Annotated in this window: 17 protein-coding genes; 8 read left to right on the plus strand and 9 right to left on the minus strand. The window is 43.5% G+C overall.

What is annotated here, in order from left to right:
- The first annotated feature begins 141 nt into the window (after positions 1-141).
- Positions 142-1,158, plus strand: coding sequence for a GGDEF domain-containing protein (locus tag MSG36_RS08285; protein WP_050649709.1), 1,017 nt, complete (start codon positions 142-144; stop codon positions 1,156-1,158).
- A gap of 127 nt (positions 1,159-1,285) precedes the next feature.
- Here the strand turns inward: MSG36_RS08285 and MSG36_RS08290 are convergent, their stop codons facing one another.
- Complete coding sequence (locus tag MSG36_RS08290) at positions 1,286-1,882, minus strand: malate synthase (RefSeq protein ID WP_050644064.1); 597 nt, start codon at positions 1,880-1,882, stop codon at positions 1,286-1,288.
- A 268-nt stretch (positions 1,883-2,150) separates the two neighbouring features.
- On the opposite strand from MSG36_RS08290, the gene MSG36_RS08295 reads away from it, so the two are divergent.
- The gene (locus MSG36_RS08295) at positions 2,151-3,581 is read left to right on the plus strand and encodes a DUF3612 domain-containing protein (protein ID WP_052879983.1); all 1,431 of its coding nucleotides are present in this window, start codon (positions 2,151-2,153) and stop codon (positions 3,579-3,581) included.
- 561 nt (positions 3,582-4,142) lie between these two features.
- Here the strand turns inward: MSG36_RS08295 and MSG36_RS08300 are convergent.
- Both MSG36_RS08300 and MSG36_RS08305 read right to left on the minus strand, forming a co-directional pair.
- A complete protein-coding gene (locus MSG36_RS08300; protein ID WP_048617026.1) occupies positions 4,143-5,783 on the minus strand; it encodes a DEAD/DEAH box helicase in 1,641 nt (546 codons plus the stop codon).
- Positions 5,784-5,946: 163 nt separating this feature from the next.
- A complete protein-coding gene (locus MSG36_RS08305; protein WP_248367210.1) occupies positions 5,947-7,302 on the minus strand; it encodes a diguanylate cyclase in 1,356 nt (451 codons plus the stop codon).
- A gap of 283 nt (positions 7,303-7,585) precedes the next feature.
- On the opposite strand from MSG36_RS08305, the gene MSG36_RS08310 reads away from it, so the two are divergent.
- A complete protein-coding gene (locus tag MSG36_RS08310; protein WP_146492740.1) occupies positions 7,586-8,722 on the plus strand; it encodes a DUF3541 domain-containing protein in 1,137 nt (378 codons plus the stop codon).
- 110 nt (positions 8,723-8,832) lie between these two features.
- On the opposite strand, the gene MSG36_RS08315 is transcribed toward MSG36_RS08310, so the two are convergent.
- The 3 genes from MSG36_RS08315 to MSG36_RS08325 form a co-directional block, all read right to left on the minus strand.
- Positions 8,833-9,441, minus strand: a complete 609-nt coding sequence (locus MSG36_RS08315; RefSeq protein WP_146492739.1) for a class I SAM-dependent methyltransferase — start codon at positions 9,439-9,441, stop codon at positions 8,833-8,835.
- Between the two features lie 31 nt (positions 9,442-9,472).
- Entirely contained in the window at positions 9,473-9,742 is a 270-nt protein-coding gene (locus MSG36_RS08320; protein ID WP_146492738.1) for a hypothetical protein, read from the minus strand.
- A 248-nt stretch (positions 9,743-9,990) separates the two neighbouring features.
- Positions 9,991-11,199, minus strand: a complete 1,209-nt coding sequence (locus tag MSG36_RS08325) for a NupC/NupG family nucleoside CNT transporter (RefSeq protein ID WP_146492737.1) — start codon at positions 11,197-11,199, stop codon at positions 9,991-9,993.
- A 613-nt stretch (positions 11,200-11,812) separates the two neighbouring features.
- Between MSG36_RS08325 and MSG36_RS08330 the strand changes: the two genes are divergently transcribed.
- From MSG36_RS08330 to MSG36_RS08345, 4 genes are all read left to right on the plus strand, one after another.
- Positions 11,813-12,289, plus strand: coding sequence for a hypothetical protein (locus tag MSG36_RS08330; protein ID WP_146492768.1), 477 nt, complete (start codon positions 11,813-11,815; stop codon positions 12,287-12,289).
- Between the two features lie 284 nt (positions 12,290-12,573).
- Positions 12,574-12,843: a PTS sugar transporter subunit IIB gene (locus MSG36_RS08335; RefSeq protein WP_017064872.1), complete on the plus strand. Its 270-nt coding sequence runs from the start codon at positions 12,574-12,576 to the stop codon at positions 12,841-12,843.
- A gap of 10 nt (positions 12,844-12,853) precedes the next feature.
- On the plus strand, positions 12,854-14,110 hold the full coding sequence (locus tag MSG36_RS08340) for a PTS ascorbate transporter subunit IIC (protein ID WP_146492736.1): 1,257 nt from the start codon (positions 12,854-12,856) through the stop codon (positions 14,108-14,110).
- Entirely contained in the window at positions 14,107-14,556 is a 450-nt protein-coding gene (locus MSG36_RS08345; RefSeq protein ID WP_029405610.1) for a PTS sugar transporter subunit IIA, read from the plus strand. The genes MSG36_RS08340 and MSG36_RS08345 overlap by 4 nt, the downstream gene beginning before the upstream one ends.
- Positions 14,557-14,692: 136 nt before the next feature.
- Here MSG36_RS08345 and MSG36_RS08350 read toward each other — a convergent pair whose 3' ends face one another.
- Positions 14,693-15,958 carry an HD domain-containing phosphohydrolase gene (locus tag MSG36_RS08350; protein WP_146492735.1) on the minus strand — a complete coding sequence of 422 codons (1,266 nt, stop codon included), beginning with the start codon at positions 15,956-15,958 and terminating at the stop codon, positions 14,693-14,695.
- A gap of 226 nt (positions 15,959-16,184) precedes the next feature.
- On the opposite strand from MSG36_RS08350, the gene MSG36_RS08355 reads away from it, so the two are divergent.
- Positions 16,185-16,721 (plus strand): GNAT family protein, encoded by a 537-nt coding sequence (locus tag MSG36_RS08355; RefSeq protein ID WP_146492734.1) that lies wholly within the window; start codon positions 16,185-16,187, stop codon positions 16,719-16,721.
- Between the two features lie 75 nt (positions 16,722-16,796).
- On the opposite strand, the gene MSG36_RS08360 is transcribed toward MSG36_RS08355, so the two are convergent.
- Complete coding sequence (locus tag MSG36_RS08360; RefSeq protein ID WP_248367212.1) at positions 16,797-18,146, minus strand: HAMP domain-containing sensor histidine kinase; 1,350 nt, start codon at positions 18,144-18,146, stop codon at positions 16,797-16,799.
- Positions 18,139-18,828, minus strand: coding sequence for a response regulator transcription factor (locus tag MSG36_RS08365; protein ID WP_048608971.1), 690 nt, complete (start codon positions 18,826-18,828; stop codon positions 18,139-18,141). The genes MSG36_RS08360 and MSG36_RS08365 overlap by 8 nt, the downstream gene beginning before the upstream one ends.
- Between the last annotated feature and the right edge of the window lie 63 nt (positions 18,829-18,891).

The raw sequence follows: 18,891 nt of genomic DNA on the forward strand, positions 1-18,891 counted from the left end.
CGCAATCGATATTCATAATAAAAATGAGTTATTTATCCAATCCTCATCCATTAATCATATAATTTTTAAAGCAAAGACCTTCGAAATCCGCTAACCTTGTTCGCAAGTGGCTTAGTTGTTTTGGTATCTGCAGTAAAAATAATGAACAAAGACGAATTTCAGAAATCCACCGCAAATCTAAAAAAAGCGGTGCCTCTTATGATGAAGAACAGGGTGTCAACGACACCTGCAAATTACGCACTTTGGTACACCTATGTTGATAACGCTATTCCCCAGCTGACTCAAGACATGGATGGTGTTTTAGAACACTACGGTATTTGTCCTCCTGCCGTGGGTGAGCAGCTATACAACAATTATGTTGCCAGCAAATCCGAAACCAATATCAATGACCTTCGCGCTAATTTGGAACTGTTAGTTTCTGAAGTTTCCAATTCAATGAATGACACCCTGACCGACACCTCCGCTTTTTCTGACATGATCGATAAAAGCTTCGAGGACTTGGCTCGAGTTGATAATGAAAGTTTATCTATTGATGAAGTCATGTCCTTGGTTCGACAGCTGGTGTCTGAATCTCGTCATATTCGTCACTCTACTCAGTTTTTAAACTCTCAGTTGAACTCTGCAACCTCAGAGATCACCAAGCTGAAAACTCAATTGGTAGAAGTGCAGAAAGATGCGCTCTTCGATAGTACAACCACACTCTATAACCGTCGCTCTTTCGACCGTGACATAGAAACCTTGTGTGAAGCACAACAGTCTTTGTGTCTGATTCTTCTCGATATCGACCACTTTAAAAATTTCAACGACACCTATGGCCACTTGTTTGGCGATATGGTTCTTAAAGGGATCGCTCGTAAGCTGAAGTTAAGTTGCCGTGAAGGTATTTCTGCTTATCGATTTGGTGGTGAAGAGTTCGCGCTAATTGTGCCTAACAAGTCTTTGCGTATTGCTCGTCAACTCGCTGATAGCAATCGTCGCTCTTTAGAAAAGCTGTCGATTAAAGATCGCCGCAGTGGTGAACAAGTCGGCAGTATCACTGCATCGTTTGGTGTCGCTGAACTTGAACCCGGCGAATCAGCTCAATCGCTGATCGAACGTGCTGATAAGCTACTTTACGAAGCGAAATCACTTGGCCGTAACCGAGTCATGCCTTTGTAAAACACACCAACAATGCTCTTATAGACATATTAGTCGGCTCGTATTGAGACTAGAAAGCCCCAAAGACATTATCTTCGGGGCTTTTTCTTTAGCTGTGTAAATTACTTTAACTAACTAGGATTCACCGTTAGATCTGGAAGCAATAATTCAAGCAGTAATCTTCACCACTCTTTGCTCTGAACTCTTTGTCTTCACTGCATGCCTTTGGTTTACCCTTTGCGTCACCTTGAATCAAACTGATCCAGTGGCGCATCGCTGCAATGGTCTCTTCACGCATTATGGTTGTTGCTTCCATTGGCGATTGGCCAAACGTGGTGCATGATTCCAGCTGAATATCATCAATTTCTACTAGCTCAATACAACCTGTCCCTTTATGGCAACCAAACATCACCTCTAGGTGACTGCCACTGCCATCTCGGAACAAGATAGAGTCTGGGTCGTTCTTCTCACCCATATAAGCTACAAACTGCTTAGGGTGCTTCAAACCGCTGTGCTGACCATCTTTAAAGTAAGCCATAATATGACGGTAATCAACTACGTAGCTGGTTACGTCTTGATGCGAGCCATTCTCTAGTGGGAATAGTCGATCAAGCAGCTGCTTTGCTTTCACTTGCTTTTCAGTTTGCTGATTGGCACTGATTGTCTCCACGGCAAAGACAGCTTCAGCGATAAATGGCTTTGATTGTTTTTGGATTTCTGTTTTATCGAATGTAAGCATATTCATAGTCTTTCCCTCTTGACCAGTCCGGTGATAACCACCGATTTCTACAGCAAAAATGTGTCCTAGAGCAATTATTCCAAACTAACGTTTAATTTATTTGTCATTTTGTGAATTGCTTAGTTTGTAGATTAGCGCTTTTTTACATACAATTTCACAACAAAAATTTTACAATGTGAATTTTACAAATATGGCCTTGTCAAAAAGTTTAGTTCGTCAGTCACATTTCCTAGGGACGAAAATACGTAACCTAAGAAAACGTAACCATTTAACGATGGAAGATCTGTCTGCGCGTTGTATTAGAATCGACCCAGAATATGCACCTTCCGTTTCTTACCTTTCAATGATTGAACGGGGAAAGCGGGTTCCAAGCATCGATATGCTGGAAGTGATTGCACAGGTCTTTCAGAAGAATCCAACGTGGTTCCTCGACGACGAATCTGAACAGCAAGCCATTGCTCCTGATAAGGGGAATCGTGGTGGGATAAGTGGCATGGCACTCGAGCCGAGCTTCCTATTCTCAAACGACATCCTGCAAATTGCGATTCCTGAGATGCTGTCACAAACGGGCATTTCAGGCCGCCAGTTTGCGCACCTCTTGATTAGAGCACACCAAGAGAGCAATCAGAACCACTTCCCTGACCTTGAGCGCGCTGCGGAAGAGGTAGGCTTAAAACGTCTTAACCTCAGTGTCGAAGACCTGATAGACATCGCTAGAAGCCTAGGAATCAACATCCGCTGGGTGACGCGCACGCCGCAAGACGTAGTCGATGAGCTCGGAATTAACGCTAAGCAGTTAGTGACCTCCTTCTTTGAGCCTCCCGGTACTATCTTCTTAAACGAGATTCTTAAAGAATACCCAACTCGTCTGAAATACGACCTTTCGGTTTATATCGGCCATTGCATTCTGCACAGCAAAGAAGGCCTAAAGAGTGTGTTGTCGGTCGGTAACAACAACACATGGGATGACAACCAGATATCAGGCTCTTCGCAGCTCAACTCCCAAGACATTCTTCAAGCATGGCGAGACTTTGAGTCCAGCTTCTTTGCTGGCGCACTTCTGTGCCCGAAAGTCCCGTTTAGGCAGCTACTCGACCGCACTGGTTACGAAATCGACGTTCACAAAAGAGCAGGGGTTTCCCCCTCTGTTGCGATGCGTCGAATGACTGTAGTATCGCCCTACCCTCACTGGCACTACTTTGATGCTTATGGGCCGGGGAAACTCAAGGCGGTATATCGCGGGAACGGGATTCCACTGCCTTGGGGAAATATGAGAACGGTCGCTGACCCATGTCAACATTGGGCTGTGTTCCGTCGATTATCAGAACCTCGAGCGGGAAGCTCGGCTCAAATCTCCATTTTGAACGTGGGTGATGAGCCAAGGATCTACTGCTGTGAATCCATCAATATGACGGATCCTGCGGGTAACAATCGTGTGTTGTGTGCTGGTATAGATCTCAACCCTGCGATTGATGCTCAAGGCGGTAATTCAAGAGACATAGCAGAGCAGCTAAAAGCGTCATGCGTTAACAATGGTGGCTCTGTGGCAATTCCGCGTAACATCAAGAAAGATCTCACGACAATAGCCAAGATTCTAAATATAAATTGGATTGAACGTGGGATTGAGACAGAGGCGAGGCTTATCTGCTCCAGAGGTGGAGAATGCCCACGCCAACCAAGCTGTTACTCGAAGTGTGGTGAGTAAAAAAGTAATAACAAAAAATAGAACCTAAAATTCAGGCAAAAAAAAACCAATCACAATAAGGGTGATTGGTCATATATTTTGTGTGAACAAAAAAGGTTCACTAACAACGTCAGTTGGCTAGGTGACCCTCGGCTTAAGAAGGGTCACCATTAATAATGCAGCATACGTGCCAACTTTTAAAGCACGTATTTACTACGCATCTGGACACGTATTGGCCGGATATCCTTGTTTGTTTTGCAAACTGGAATTGCAAATTGCGAAATTCAACAAAAACGCTAGTGATTATGTTGTTATTAATAAATCATTAAAGATTCATTACCCTTCCCAAAAATGTCATATTTCCCTTAGATTCAATTACTTTAAACAGCAATAAACCTCCCCCTAGGGTTACTCAACATAAACGGCTACTCAACATAAACAACCCCCTAAACAACGCCCATGAAAAAACGCGAACATTGAGATTCAATATTCGCGCTTATTCGATTTCTATGACAGAAAGAACTTAACCCACGAGACGCCTTTTTATAAAGCGACTCCTGTTCTTCAATATCTCAGCAAAGATTACTTCTGAGGAGCTGGCTTAGAGCGGCTTCTCGACGGTGAAGGTTTGTTGCCTGTAGGCTTATTTGACGACTTGCTTGGGCCGTAGCTACCGCCGTAACCAGACTTCTTCGGCTTGCCTGCAGGTTTACCCGCGTTGTTTGGCTTACCAGTACCGTTAGATTTACCCGCACCGCTTGGTTTGCTTAGAGTATTCTGAGCACCCGCGTTATTTGCAGCAGGTTTATTGCCCGCACTACCGCGCTTAAAGTTGCTGCCGTTGTTTCTTACTGACTTATCTTCACCTGTCGCAGCTGAATTGTTTTCAGCCGGTTTCTTTCCAGATGTTGGTTTACGCTTTGGCGCCGAACCATTGCCTGCTACATGACGCTTGTTCTTACCTGCTGGCTTGTGCCCGCGAGCGTTATCACCAGAGCGTTGACCATCAGCATGCTCACGTGGCTGTTTTGCTTTCTTCGGCTTCTTTGGCTTGATTGGACGTGAATCCAAGCGAGACTCAGGTAACTTGTTTACTGGAGAGAAACCTTCCAGTTCACGACGCTCTAGCACTTGTTGAATAAGGCGTTCAATACCGAACAGTTCACCCACTTCATCCGCACAAACCAATGAAATCGCTTTACCTACTTCACCAGCACGGCCAGTACGACCGATACGGTGTACATAGTCTTCTGATACATGAGGAAGATCGAAGTTAACTACTTGAGGCAGTTGTGGGATATCGATACCACGAGCAGCAATATCAGTTGCAACAAGTACTCGTACCTTACCTGTTTTAAAGTTCTCTAAGGCTTTAGTACGTGCACCTTGGCTCTTGTTACCATGAATAGGTGCAGCAGTGATGTCTTGCTCTTCAAGGAAGCGAGCAAGCTTGTTAGCACCGTGTTTTGTCTTACTGAACACCAACACTTGTCGCCAATCGTTATCTTTGATTAGCTTCGCTAGCATTGCGCTCTTTTTCTTTTTGTCTACTGGGTAGATGCTTTGCTCAACCGTTTTTGCCGTTGAGTTTGCAGGGCTTACTGAAATCTCAACAGGATTGTTCACCAAGCCTTTCGCTAAGCTGCGGATATCATCAGAGAACGTCGCTGAGAACAGTAGGTTCTGACGCTTCTTAGGCAAGAAAGCTAAGATCTTACGGATATCGCGGATGAAACCCATGTCTAGCATGCGGTCCGCTTCATCTAACACTAGGATTTCTAGTTGGTCAAAACGCACTGCATTTTGGTTGTATAGGTCAAGTAGACGACCAGGTGTTGCCACCAACACGTCACTGCCTTTACGCAGTTTTTGCATCTGAGGGTTAATCTTCACACCACCAAACACTACCGTCGAAGTCAGCGGTAAGTTAATACCGTACTTCACTACGCTGCCATTCACTTGCGCAGCAAGCTCACGAGTTGGCGTTAGCACGAGCGCACGAACTTGGTTCTGACGTACGCGAGTACCTTTCGATAACATTTCAAGAATAGGTAGCGTGAAGCCTGCAGTTTTACCTGTACCTGTTTGAGCAGCGGCCATAACATCTTTGCCCGTTAGGACAGCTGGCACGGCTTTCTCTTGTATTGGTGATGGCTTATCGTAACCTTGTGCTTCAATAGCTTTAAGGATCGGTTCAGAAAGGCCAAGGGAGGTAAAACTCATAGATTATTTTCTCAGTTGAATAACATTTAGTATGAGCAACACGTTAAAAAGTGCGTTGCTTCAGCTTTTGCTCATCAAATACATTGATACGGAGCAAAGCGCGGTATTCTGAGGCTTTTCCCCCCATTCAGCAACTAAATTCTAATCGCAGCTAAAATTCAACCTAGATAACTTGTCGCTTCTGTTCGTACATTTTTTCATCAGCGGCTTTCAAGAGCGCATCGACATCATTGTAGTTACTATTGTGAATAACCCAACCCACACTGATTCTGAGATAAATAGAGTGCGCTTCGTACACAACTGGCGCCGAGCATATCGCCTTTCGTAGTTTAGTCACGATTGAAGATACGTGTTGATCATCGATGATGCGTGGCAACAAGACCAAGAACTCATCACCGCCTATCCTTGCGACGATATCTGAAACTCGTAGTTCACTCCTAATTCGGTTTGCACACTCGATCAATACCTGATCGCCAGCTGCATGACCATAAGTGTCATTGATCGCTTTAAACCCATCGAGGTCGATATTTACAACGGCAAACGTTCTCGCTCGCTGTTTTTGAGTAGTTTTAAAGGCCTGCTTGAGGCTATACATAAAGTATCGACGATTCGGTAACATCGTTAGCTCATCATGCATTGAGCGGCTATCTGCAATACGGTACAGGCGATAAATCGTAAAGAAGGCAAACGCCAGCACTAGCATTATGGAATAACCCACTAGCCTTACCGCTTGGATTCGGTACCAAGGTTCATCCATCAATACATATTCGTTACCAGAAAGAGCAAGGTACCAACCACCATATGGGAAACTTACCTGTTCGGTGGCAAACGCATTATCGAACACATCCTGAGTACCATAAAAGACAGCGCCATCTTTACCTGAACTGTTTTTACCACGTATCGCAAGTTGATACTTGTTCTCGATCTTCCCGATTCCGACATCTTCAAACAGCTCGTCTAAGCCAATAGCAGCGCTAGATACACCCCAGTAATCTTGATTGAAAGGCGGATCTCGGAAGATCGGAGTACGTGTAATAAGGGCTTGCCCTCCTTGAAACAGCTCAAAGGGACCCGCAATAAACGTATTGCCAAGATTACGAGCTATCTCTACAGACTCCCATTGGTTTGGGTGATCGCGATAATTAATACCTAGAACCTGCTCATTACCTTCCAGAGGGTAAACAAAATTTAGAATGTCGTCTTTGGCGAGTGCGATAAGTCGAATATGGAAGCCATCTTGAATGATATTCTCAGCAATCTTGTCCCAGTTTTTCACTTCACCATCAGGGTTAATGGTCACTAAAGTCGAGAAATTATTGAGGATATACATATCCGACACGATCGCGACTTCAATCCGAGAACGAATAATGGATAGTTGCTTTTTTGCCTCTGAATACGATTCGTTTTTAAGAAAAATTAATTGCTTGGCGTGAAAAAACTCAATCGCGCCAACTATCGTAAGGAAAAAAAGAACAGATACTATTTTGGCAGACCACTGCTTGCTAGAACCACTTGGCATTTACGAACCTCTAACACTTTTGTTCTATATACTGCCTGATAACGGCTCATTTCTGGCTTATTGCTCCAGTATGCCGCTAAGTCATTAAAAATCTATACTAACGTCTACTATCTATCAAATATTGTGCCATTCATCACTTCAGGTCTGTTAACTATACTAATTACTTAATCAAAAAGGGTTAGTAAACCTTATAAAGCTTACATTGTATTGACTCAAACCTTACATTAAAGGATTCATCGATGTTATTTTACATAGACTATTAATCAGCTTGGTACCTCACGACATGAAGCTAAAAACGATTACACTGTGCACATTACTATCGGCCTCAATTACGGTCGCTGTTCACGCACAAGAGAACGCTCTGGCGACAAATGTATCGAGTATTCAATCCCAAGCCGATTCGCTCAATTCTCAAGAACAATCTTTCAAGCAATCTGCTGACCTCATTCGCGCTACCTACGAAAGCCAACTTTACACCCTGCCTGCATTCAAAGAGGGTCACTACGGACTGCGCATGTATCGCCAGACATTAGATGATAAGTATTCTGCTGCGGTATGGAGTGACATGGCACGAGTGGCAAGCAAGCTCAACACCCTGTCGAATGACGTTCAAACCATGGAACAAATCGTGCTCTACTCAGAAAAGCGCGTTGCATCTTATGTTGGCGATAGCGATGAACGCAGTGTTCGACGCTACAACATCACCAAGCACATGCCAGAATACCTTTACCTAGGCGTTGACCTTCTTGGTTCTATGGCTCGTGCCAATGAATACGGTTTAGAACACAAGAACGATGCCAAACTACGTGAAATCATTCGTCGCTATGACTTCTCACGATACGTTACCAATGAAGACATGGTGAAAGCGTGGGCAGCTCAATTAGCCAATCAAGTCTACTGGCTACGCCAGCTAGGTGAACAAGATGTGGTTGATGAGTTCGTCGACACCTTCAAAAAAGCGTACCCAGACGATAAAGACAAGAAGCTCTCTAGCCAACAATACGGCAATAAGATCTATGGTATGACACACGTGATCTTTGGTGATTCGGAATATTATCAACACCAAGTAAGCGAACAAGATCATCAATGGATCTACGATTACTTCAGAGAAAACATCGATACGATATTGCTTCGTGCGAAAGAAGATGTCATTGCCGAGGTTGGCTTAACTTTCCTGTTGGCAGGCCTTGAAGATGATCCAGTTGTAGAGAAGACTCGACTTGCTATCCAATCCTCGATTGATAAGAAGCGCGGTATGATCCCTTCAATCACCGGTGATTTTGACCTTGAATACGGAGAGCACCGTAACGTATTGGCAATCATGTTGCTTGACTGGCAACAAGTGAATGAAGCACCAACCTTCAAAGGGAACCCAAAGATATTTAAAACGATTCCTTACGGGCTCGTTGAGAATAAATAGAACACTTAAGCCAGACGACAAAAACCAAAAAGCCGCACACCTTTAAGGCGTGCGGCTTTTTAATACCTGAAAAATATCAATAGCGCGTACAAAGCATAAAGCTAAAACGCTCAGACAGCCTTGTTCATCACTATCGTGAAATCCCCTTCAGCATAGCCTTCTATCAGAGAGACATCGTCACACAGCGTTTTACAAAAGCGATAAACACCTTGAGGATGATAGCTCATCAAGGTATTGCGCGAAGGGTACTGGCTAGAGTCGAGAAGATTAAATATGACGGTTTGATTCGCTAGGTCAAACATCCGAGTAATCATATTCGTCAGGTAATCAGAATCTCGAGAAATGTAATTCAATGAGCCGCTAGCAATAACCACGTCATGGGTTTCAAGAGGCATCTTGCTCATATCACCCGCAATAAATTGGCAGCGAGCTTCTGTGTACTTTTGCTTGGCCTTTTTGAGGAAGCCTGCGTGTTGGTCAACACCGGTGTAAGATTGAATGCGGTAGATGCTGTCGAGCAGCTCGAACAATTCCCCATAGCCACACCCTAAGTCCAAAACACTCTTATTTTCGAAATCAGCCGAACGAGCAATCACTTCGAAGCGACACAACTGACTCTCTTCATTGGTCCAACCTAAAGACTTTGCCTTATCCCCTTTCCAACGCTTGGTTTGCTTTCGGTGATACCAATACACCTTAAAACGATCACGCCAATGCATTACATACTACTCAATCATATGATCAAATCAGCTAGACTTTAGAGTCGTTCGAAAACAGACCACCGATCTTGTATCCAATCGCATAACACACCACAGCGGCAGTCACAAACACCAGTGCCGAGAAGAAGTACGCGACCGATGCTGCTACTCCAGTACCCCACACGACGCTAAACACCAAACCGAGATAAGCCTCTTGTGGCCACTGATAGATAGGAAACTGAGATCCACCAGCAATAAAATAAACCATCGTAAACAAGCCAATGAAAGTAGCAATAAGACCGATGATAACGCGCATATTCATGGAAAAACCTTTGATTTATTGGACTTGGTTGCCTTTGTTCTGAATCACAACCTAGTGTTCTTAATCGCAACCCGATGATACACAAGTATATCGGATAAAAGAGGTTGCCTCTATTACTCTTCCGAGTGAGCGTTACCCACCGTATAACCAATGACGTAATGGCCAGACTTAACGATCAGGCACAAAAAAGCGGACACCCTTCTCACGTTGAATCCGCAAGAAAAGTGTCCGCTTTAACTGAATCTAGCTTAAAGCAGGATGAAGATACCCGCTAAACATGCGCTCATTAGGTTTGCTAGCGTACCAGCTGCTACTGCTTTCAAACCTAGGTTAGCAACTTCAGCACGACGCTCTGGCGCCATCACACCGATAGAACCCAGTTGAATCGCGATAGAGCCGATGTTAGCAAAACCACATAGAGCAAATGTCACAATCACTTGGCTGTGTTCAGATAGCAGTGCTTTGTTCTCAACGAAATCGATGAAAGCAACAAACTCGTTCATTACGATCTTCTGACCGATGTAAGAACCCGCCATCAATACTTCATCACTCGGGATACCAATCAGCCACGCTAGTGGTGAGAACAGGTAACCAAAGATAGCTTGCAGCGTAATACCCGCAAAACCGAACGTCTCACCTAGGCTTTCTAGGCCTGTGTTGACCATCGCAATCACACTCACGAATGCAATCAACATAGTACCAACAGCCACTGCGACTTTCATACCGTTCATCGCGCCGCTTGCCAATGCATCAATCACGTTGCTTTGGTCTGCTTTATCTAGTTCAATGTGGTCGTAGTCACTCGGTGTGCTGCGTTCAGGAACAATGATCTTCGCCATTAACAAGCTGCCCGGAGCTGCCATGAAGCTTGCGGCAATAAGGTATTTAAGTTCAACACCTAAACCAGCATAACCACCAAGTACACTACCGGCTACCGACGCCATACCACCTGCCATGACAGCAAACAGTTCAGAACGAGTCATAGACTTTAAAAAAGGACGAATAAGAAGAGGAGACTCACCCTGAGAAAGGAAGATATTACCTGTCGCAACCAGAGATTCAGCTTTACTTGTACCCAGCAGTTTTTGCACCGCTCCGCCCAGGATTTGAATCACTTTCTGCATGATACCTAAGTAATAAAGCGCAGAGATCAAAGCACTGAAGAAGATAATGATTGGAAGTACGCGAACCGCGAAAATGAAGCCTTCAGTAGCAAGGTCACCGAAAAGGAAAGCAATACCAGCATCTGCAAAACCAAGCAGGCTAGAAACGCCGTTACTCAGGCTTGTTAACGCCAACTGTCCCCATGGGAAATACAACACTAGAGCAGCAAAGCCAATCTGAAGTAATAGAGCACGAGAGACCGTTTTCCAGTTAATCGAAGAACGACTTTCAGATAGCAGGTACGCGCAAGCAATCAGTGCAATAACACCGACAAAACCAAATAGAATATTCATAATGTGTCCTAGTAATCCTTATAGAGTGAACATGAGCCAAGCAAATGACATCAAAGGAACAGGACAAAGAACCGCAAGCAAAACGCTACGCGATGAAGGAGCTAACAGAGTTAGCGACTGTAACAACGAGTTGTTCATGTAAAAAATCACCTTATACAAGCAGTGGAACGTAGCTGGTCCGGTCCGTGGGGTCATTCACATATCCATGTGACGGCTTGTATTGGCTAAGCACCGGCTTAAAACCGGAAGAGAAGTATAAACAGTTAAGTGAGACTTTCATCACATTTTTTAACGCAAACGATCGCGCGGTCAAGGATTAAACAAAATGTATTGTTTGTCGTCGTTTTCGAGCTTCAAAACTGTAGACAATTTGTAGGGAGTTGAATTTGTAATGTTAAGTCTTTAAGTGTGTGAGCGTAATCACTCGGTTAATTCTGTGTGATTCTTACTACTTTTCTGTGCTCTGCCTCATTTCCCGAGACTTCAAGATTCATCTTAAGTTTAGATGCGTATATACTTTGTATGATCTCACCAAGTAATTATCTATAAAATACCAATAGAGCTGATTAGATATAACAGCCATCGAGACTAAGAGAGGAAACACGTGAAGAAAATGGAAGCTCCGCACGATATGAGCAATGGAGCTAGATTCAAAACAAATAGACACGGCTATGTGACAGTAGTTGAATATTATAATACCTATACTGTTATTGTCGCGTTTGAAAACACCGGAAATATCCGTGCTATCAGTGCGGCGAAATTACGTACAGGCCAACTAACCGATCGCTCTGTCGCACCTGAATCAATTATGATTGGAGAAAAGGTTGAATCTGTTAAACACGGAATATTAACCATTACTCAAGTTGAATCTGAAAATATTGTTGTACTGACCAATGCAAATAATGAAGAAATTAGAATGTTATTGCCTGCAGTGCAGAAAATGAAAGATAAAACTGAAGAAGTCGACAGTGAAAGTATTGCCTCCCCAAAACCAACCTCACTTAGCCAGTTGACGAAAAGAAATAAAAAAACCAAAGACGTTAATAGCATGCTTAAGAAAATGCTTACTGACTACGGTCGATACGATTAATTCTCTATTTTCTACAATAAAGCCTCTATAGATTTATATTCTGATATAAAAACTAATTAAGCCTGCCTTTCTCAATAAAATACGTTGCATATTCGAGTGAAAAGTTAAATTTGATCAAAGTCTCACTCTGGATCTTTACTACAAATTAACGAGATCTCCATCACAATCTCATTTTAGCTTTGTGATGAAGATCTTATTGAAATCTGAATATTTCCATTACTATGCTCTCACACAATAAGAGAACGAAGTTTCTCAACCCCAAAAATCCAATTGAGACAAATATTATGAAAAAGATTCTTGTAGTTTGCGGTAACGGCCTTGGTACTTCTCTAATGATGGAAATGGCAGTGAAAGAAGTCGCTAAGAAAATTGGTTTTGAAGCAGAAGTTGATCACGAAGATCTATCATCTGCAGCATCAAGCAATGCGGATATTTGGGTTGCAGCAACAGATGTTGCCAACCAACTAAAAGATGCTGGTAAAGAGAACATCATCAGCCTGAAAAATATTTTTGACAAAGCATCAATTGAAGAACAACTAAAAACTTTCATGTAAGGTCAAAATTATGCAAAACTTTTTCGAGTTCATGCTCGGCTTATTAAAAGAGCCGGCAATCATGGTAGGTTTAATAGCTTTTATTGGCCTTGTTGCACAGAAAGCTGATATTTCTACCATTCTGAAAGGCACCATTAAAACCGTAATGGGTTTCCTAATTTTAGGTTTCGGTGCAGGTGCTCTTGTTGGCGCACTAAATAATTTCTCAGTTGTATTTACTGAAGCATTCGGCGTAAGTGGTGTTATTCCAAATAACGAAGCAATTGTTGCATTAGCACAAGAAGCATTCGGTTATGAAATGGCTCTAATTATGTTCTTCGCGTTCGTTGTGAATATTTTATTGGCTCGTATTACTCCTTTAAAATATATATTCTTAACGGGCCACCACACAATGTTCATGTCTATGCTAGTGGCAGTAATTCTATCTACAGCAAACATTGAAGGCACGGCACTCGTCGCAATCGGCTCGATCATTGTGGGTACATTGATGGTTGTGATGCCAGCTCTAGGTCAAAAGTACACAGAAAAGGTGATGGGTACTGATCAGCTGGCTATCGGTCACTTCTCTACCCTTTCTTACATCGTATCTGGCTTCATTGGTAGCAAGTTCGGTGACACATCGAAAACAACTGAAGACATCCAAGTTCCAAAAAGCTTGATGTTCCTACGTGATACACCAGTAGCCGTAGCAACAACGATGGCTATCTTCTTCATGCTTGCATCTATTATCGCAGGCGGCGAGTTTGTAGAAACAGTATCAAGTGGTCAAAACTGGGTTGTATTTACTTTCATGCAATCTCTTATCTTTGCCGGTGGTGTTTACATCGTACTGCAAGGTGTGAAGATGCTAATTGCTGAAATCGTTCCTGCATTTAAAGGTATCTCTGACAAGCTAGTACCGGGCGCGAAACCTGCTCTAGACTGCCCAATGGTATTCCCTGTAGCGCCAAACGCGGTACTTATCGGTTTCCTTTGTTCTTTCGCTGCTGGTCTACTAGCGATGGCTGTACAAGGTGCCCTTGGTTGGACAATTATTGTAGCTGGCGTAGTTCCACACTTCTTCGTAGGTGGTGCAGCAGGCGTTTACGGTAACGCGACAGGCGGTCTTCGCGGTGCAATTCTAGGTTCATTCACACAAGGTCTATGTATCTCTTTCCTACCAATGCTACTGCTTCCAGTACTAGGCGGCCTAGGTCTTGAAGCAACAACATTTGCGGACTTCGACTTCGGTGTGGTTGGTCTTATCCTAGGGTGGATTGTTTCATGAGCCTATTCGATTTAATTGGTAACCAAGGCGTTATCATCAACTCTGAAGAAAACCTAACAGTTGATGCCGCAATTGATGTGACCTGCTCAACTCTGCTAGCGAACAACAAAATTGAAGCAAGCTATGTTGAAGCTATCAAGCAAAAGCACAAGGACATCGGCGCGTACTATGTTCTAGCTCCAAAGATTGCAATGCCTCATGCTCGTCCTGAAGATGGTGTGAACGAAGCATCATTGCAAGTAACGGTATTCAAGAAGGGTGTTGATTTAGAGTCGGAAGACAACGGTGACGTTTACCTTTCAATTACTCTGGCGGCAATGGACTCAGATAGCCACATCCATACGATTATGGCGCTATCAGAGTTGTTCCAAAATGATGATGACATTGATGCCATTATCGCAGCGGAAACTGAGCAAGCGATCATCGAGATCTTAAAGCGCTACTAATCTAGCCCCAAAGATCCTGATAAGACCCCCAATTAAAAAAGCGATAGCCTCGGCTATCGCTTTTCTGTTTCTGGTATTAAGTCATTTTTCATCGAGCGTGATTTAGGGAATCACACATCTAAAAGACTCACTGGCACTAAAACGCGTACATTCTTTTATCGGTCGATAATTCAAAGCAGTACTGTGCGTGTTTTTCAAGACATTCAAACACTTCTCGATCTAACTTATAGTTTTCAACATGGTCTCTCAAAATAGCCATCGTCTGTTCTAACGTCATGCCCGCACGATAAGGGCGAGACTGAGTCAACGCTTGGAACACATCCACCACAGCAACAATTCGACTCGGTTGATCCAGCTCTTCCGCCGTTTTACCCATCGGGTAGCCTGAGCCATCTAACCTTTCATGATGATTAGATGCCCACTGGCAAACCTGAGGAGAACTGAATAGCTCCTGCAGAGCGAATCGCGTGTCCGTAGCGTGGCGTTTAATGCAGCAATATTCTTCTTCAGTAAGTAAATCCGGCTTATGCAGAATGTCGTTAGGGGTTTGCAGTTTACCGATATCATGAACCAAACCCGCTAAATAAAGTTTACGCTGAGTGGTGTATGAATAACCCATCTGCTTGGCGAGGTATTCAGAGAGCTGCCCTACCTTCAGCGAGTGCTTAAAGGTAAACGAACTCTTGGTATCAACAACATTGGCAATAAATTCAGCGAAGGCGACCGTCTCATCCAACGACATTTGCTGAGAGAAGAAAGGCACAGGTTCAAAGTTATCCCTCATATTTTCAATGTAAGGGATCTCCATCGAGAACCAGAAATCATCCAAATCGACCAATTCGCACATATGTTGCACAAGGTTGGATTCGAACATTTCATCCGCTTGTTCTGTTAAGAGTTCAATAATGCTGGCTTTGCCACCGGGTGTGAGGTTTCCATAACGATCTGAAGAAGTGATGCCATACAAGTAGTCGACCCTATCGGCAAGCATAACGATGGCTGCTAACTCTTTTTCTAACTCGCTAATATGAATAGCCTTTAACTCAACCCAAGGGGTGTGATGATAAAGCACTGGCTTAGCGAATATAGAAAGAACCGGGCACTCTTTTAGAATTTGGTAGCCCTTTTGACAATGGTGGTAACTCGAGTCAGGAATGAACCCTGAAACCAAACTACGTTGCTCATCAATTTGAGAGACACCACAGTCGTGAATTAATCCCAATGAGAACGCAAGTTGCGCTTGTTCTTCTTCCCATCCCACACTCAGAGCACATCGATACGCGATGTAACCCACCCTCTGTCCATGATTTTTGCTTTCGAAACCGACGTTATCAAGCGCCTTAGCAATACCAAATAGAGCCTTCCTTAGGTCTACGGTCACGTCCTGGCAATGTTGATTCATTAATTAAGCCTAGATTTTTTATAGTTTTTATATATTTAGGCCGCTAATACTAATGCATACTTAATGATTATATACACAACTATTGTAAGGTTTAATGAGTTTCGTGATAGATCTAACGTATCACGAAAATTCCGTGCTACAAATGGTTGCATATTAAAAATCATGCGACATTATATACTGCCGACTAAGATTCACTAAAATCAGTAGCCATAAGAAAAGGAAAGACATGTTTAAAACAGTTATTGATGACGAACTATCCATCGCATTGGTTGAAGAGAGTTTCGCTGTTCATTACGCAGAGATCTCACAAAGCCAGAATGAGTACCTAAGCCAATGGCTTGTGTGGCCGCCACATTGTAAAACTGAGCAAGATTTTAGGATCTTCATCCAACGCTCGCTGCACGATTATGCGGAAGGTAAAAGCATGACATGTGCGATTATCTATAAAGACAAGGTCATCGGTAACTGTAGTTTCAATACCATTGATCATGATAAGCAAAAGGTGACGATAGGTTATTGGTTATCTGAGACATACCAAGGAAAGGGGATTGTGACACGCGTTGTCCAGAAGCTGATTGATATTGCTTTCAATGAGTTAGATATGGAAAAGGTCGAGATATCAGCAGCAACGGGCAACCAGAGCAGTCGCAAGGTATGTGAGCGCTTACATTTCACGTTAGAAGGTATCATTACACGTAACGAGAACTTGAATGGTCGCATCGTTGACCACGCTATTTATGGCCTTCATCGCTGTAAGAAGTAACTAGCTTGAAAAAGCCACAGCATAAGTCCGTGGCTTTGTTATTTTACGAGCCTGAAGAGCTCTTAAAGCTACAGCTTATGCGATTTTAGGAATCACGATACTGAACTTGGCGCCACCAAAGTTGCTGTCGTCAATTTTGATATCCCAAGAAAGCTTTTTAGCCGCCGATAGAGCAATCGCGAGGCCTAACCCCAATCCACCGGTGGTCGACGCTCTGCTTGAATCTAATCGAGAGAACGGTAGAAATACCTCATCACGCTTATTCTCCGGTATTCCAGAACCATTATCTTCAATCACCACCAGCCAGTTTTCTGAGTTCTCATCTAACGTCATCCACACTTTGTCTTGTGTGTAATTGCCAGCATTCTTGAGAACGTTATCAAACACCAAGCGCGCCATTGAACAGTCACACTTAATCTTGCACTCTAGCTGTACCTTAGATTCAAAGGTGGCATTCTCTAGTTTCGAGTAACGAATTCGGTCTAGGCAATACTCACGAAGATCGGAGGTCACTTTAACGAGCTCAAAGAAAGAGTTATCCATGACATTCAACTTCGACAGCATGATGATTTCTGACGTGAGCTCGTTGATATCCTCAATGTAGGTATCAATGTCATCGAAAAGAACCTGATGATTATCGGGTGCTCCCCTTCTTAGGATATCGGTCGCCAGTTGAATACGACTTAGCGGAGTTCTCACTTCGTGTGGGATAGCTTGAGCGAAGATATGACTTTGTTTTACTTTGCTCTCTATCTCTTCAGCCATGAAGTTAAAACTGCTGGCCAAATCAGAAACAGGATGGATGTCGTCCATGTCAGATCGAGTACTAAGCTTGCCCTTACCAAACTGTTTCTGCTTCTCGACGAGCAACTCTATTCTTTCTTGAAAACGCCTCACAGGTAAGTAAACACTTGCTCCGATCGCCACAATCACAGCCAACAACAGCCCTAACAAAAAGTGTCGTTCTGAATCCTCATACCATTCAATGTCAGGAGAGAAAAAGTCCCCTACCTCACTGAACCCAAAACTAAATTTAGAGTTTGGTAACTGAAACACGGCCGAATAGAGGTTGTCATCACTAAGATATATCGGCACACCATTTAAGGTTGTGTATAACTCACATTGTTGGCAAGGCGCCTCGCCCGACCAATTCTCCAACAGGCGTAAATTGAAGATATAAAATTGTTGGTAGCCTGTTCTATCGAGCTCTTTATAGAGTGAGTTTTCTTGATTGTGTTGACGAACATACTGCTCCGCAAAGTAGATGCCATCATTGAGAAAGGTTTCGATCTCGGTGCGTCGCATGTGCCCTTCACCAAGGTTCAAAAACAAAAATATCGTTGCCGACATCCCAGTCACAATCCCAAGGTATAAGCGAGCAAACATCGAAACCGAGCGAAGCTTCGTAGCAATGAACTTACGCAACCAGCATGTATCCCTTGTTGCGAACCGTACGAATCAACTGTTTGTCTTTTGCGTGAATGCGCAGCTTTCGGCGTAACCCAGACACGCGCATATCAATCGAGCGATCATTAAACGCGTAATCAATTCCTCTAAATAGCTGACAGCACTGGTCTCGAGTCACGACCTGACAGATGTTATTAACGAGAAGGTTTAAGATTTCAAATTCAGCAGAAGTAAGCTTGAGGTTTTGGCCATAGAGCGTGGCACTTTGAGCAGAGCTGTTGATTACAATATCGCACTGTTTTTCAGCCGTGGTTTCTTGGGTAGTTGTTACGGGAGTGGCTCGACGCAATAACGCTTCAATTCGCGCTAATAAGGCATGGCCACGAATCGGCTTGGCAACGTAATCGTCCGCGCCAAACTTAAATAAGCTGACCTCACTCATTTCATCGGCAGAGGCCGTTAGCACTAAGATCATTCCATTGTAGAACTCACGAGCTTGACGGCAAATCTGCGCGCCGCTCATCCCTGGAAGCATCAAGTCCAACAGCACTAAATCCGGTTCAATACTGCGAATCGCTTCAAGTGCCAAGTTCCCTTCATGAACAACGCTAACATTGTAACCTTCGGCTTCGAGGTAAAGCGTCGTTAAACGAGCTATCTCTTGGTCATCTTCAACAATGAGCACTTTGGTTTTCGACATTCCTATCACCAGTATTTATTAAAAGCGAGGGCAGTATATATACTGATCATAGATCATCAATAT

Origin of the sequence: Vibrio sp. 1CM8B (assembly GCF_023161685.1) — a bacterium.
GTDB classification, from domain to species: domain Bacteria; phylum Pseudomonadota; class Gammaproteobacteria; order Enterobacterales; family Vibrionaceae; genus Vibrio; species Vibrio coralliirubri.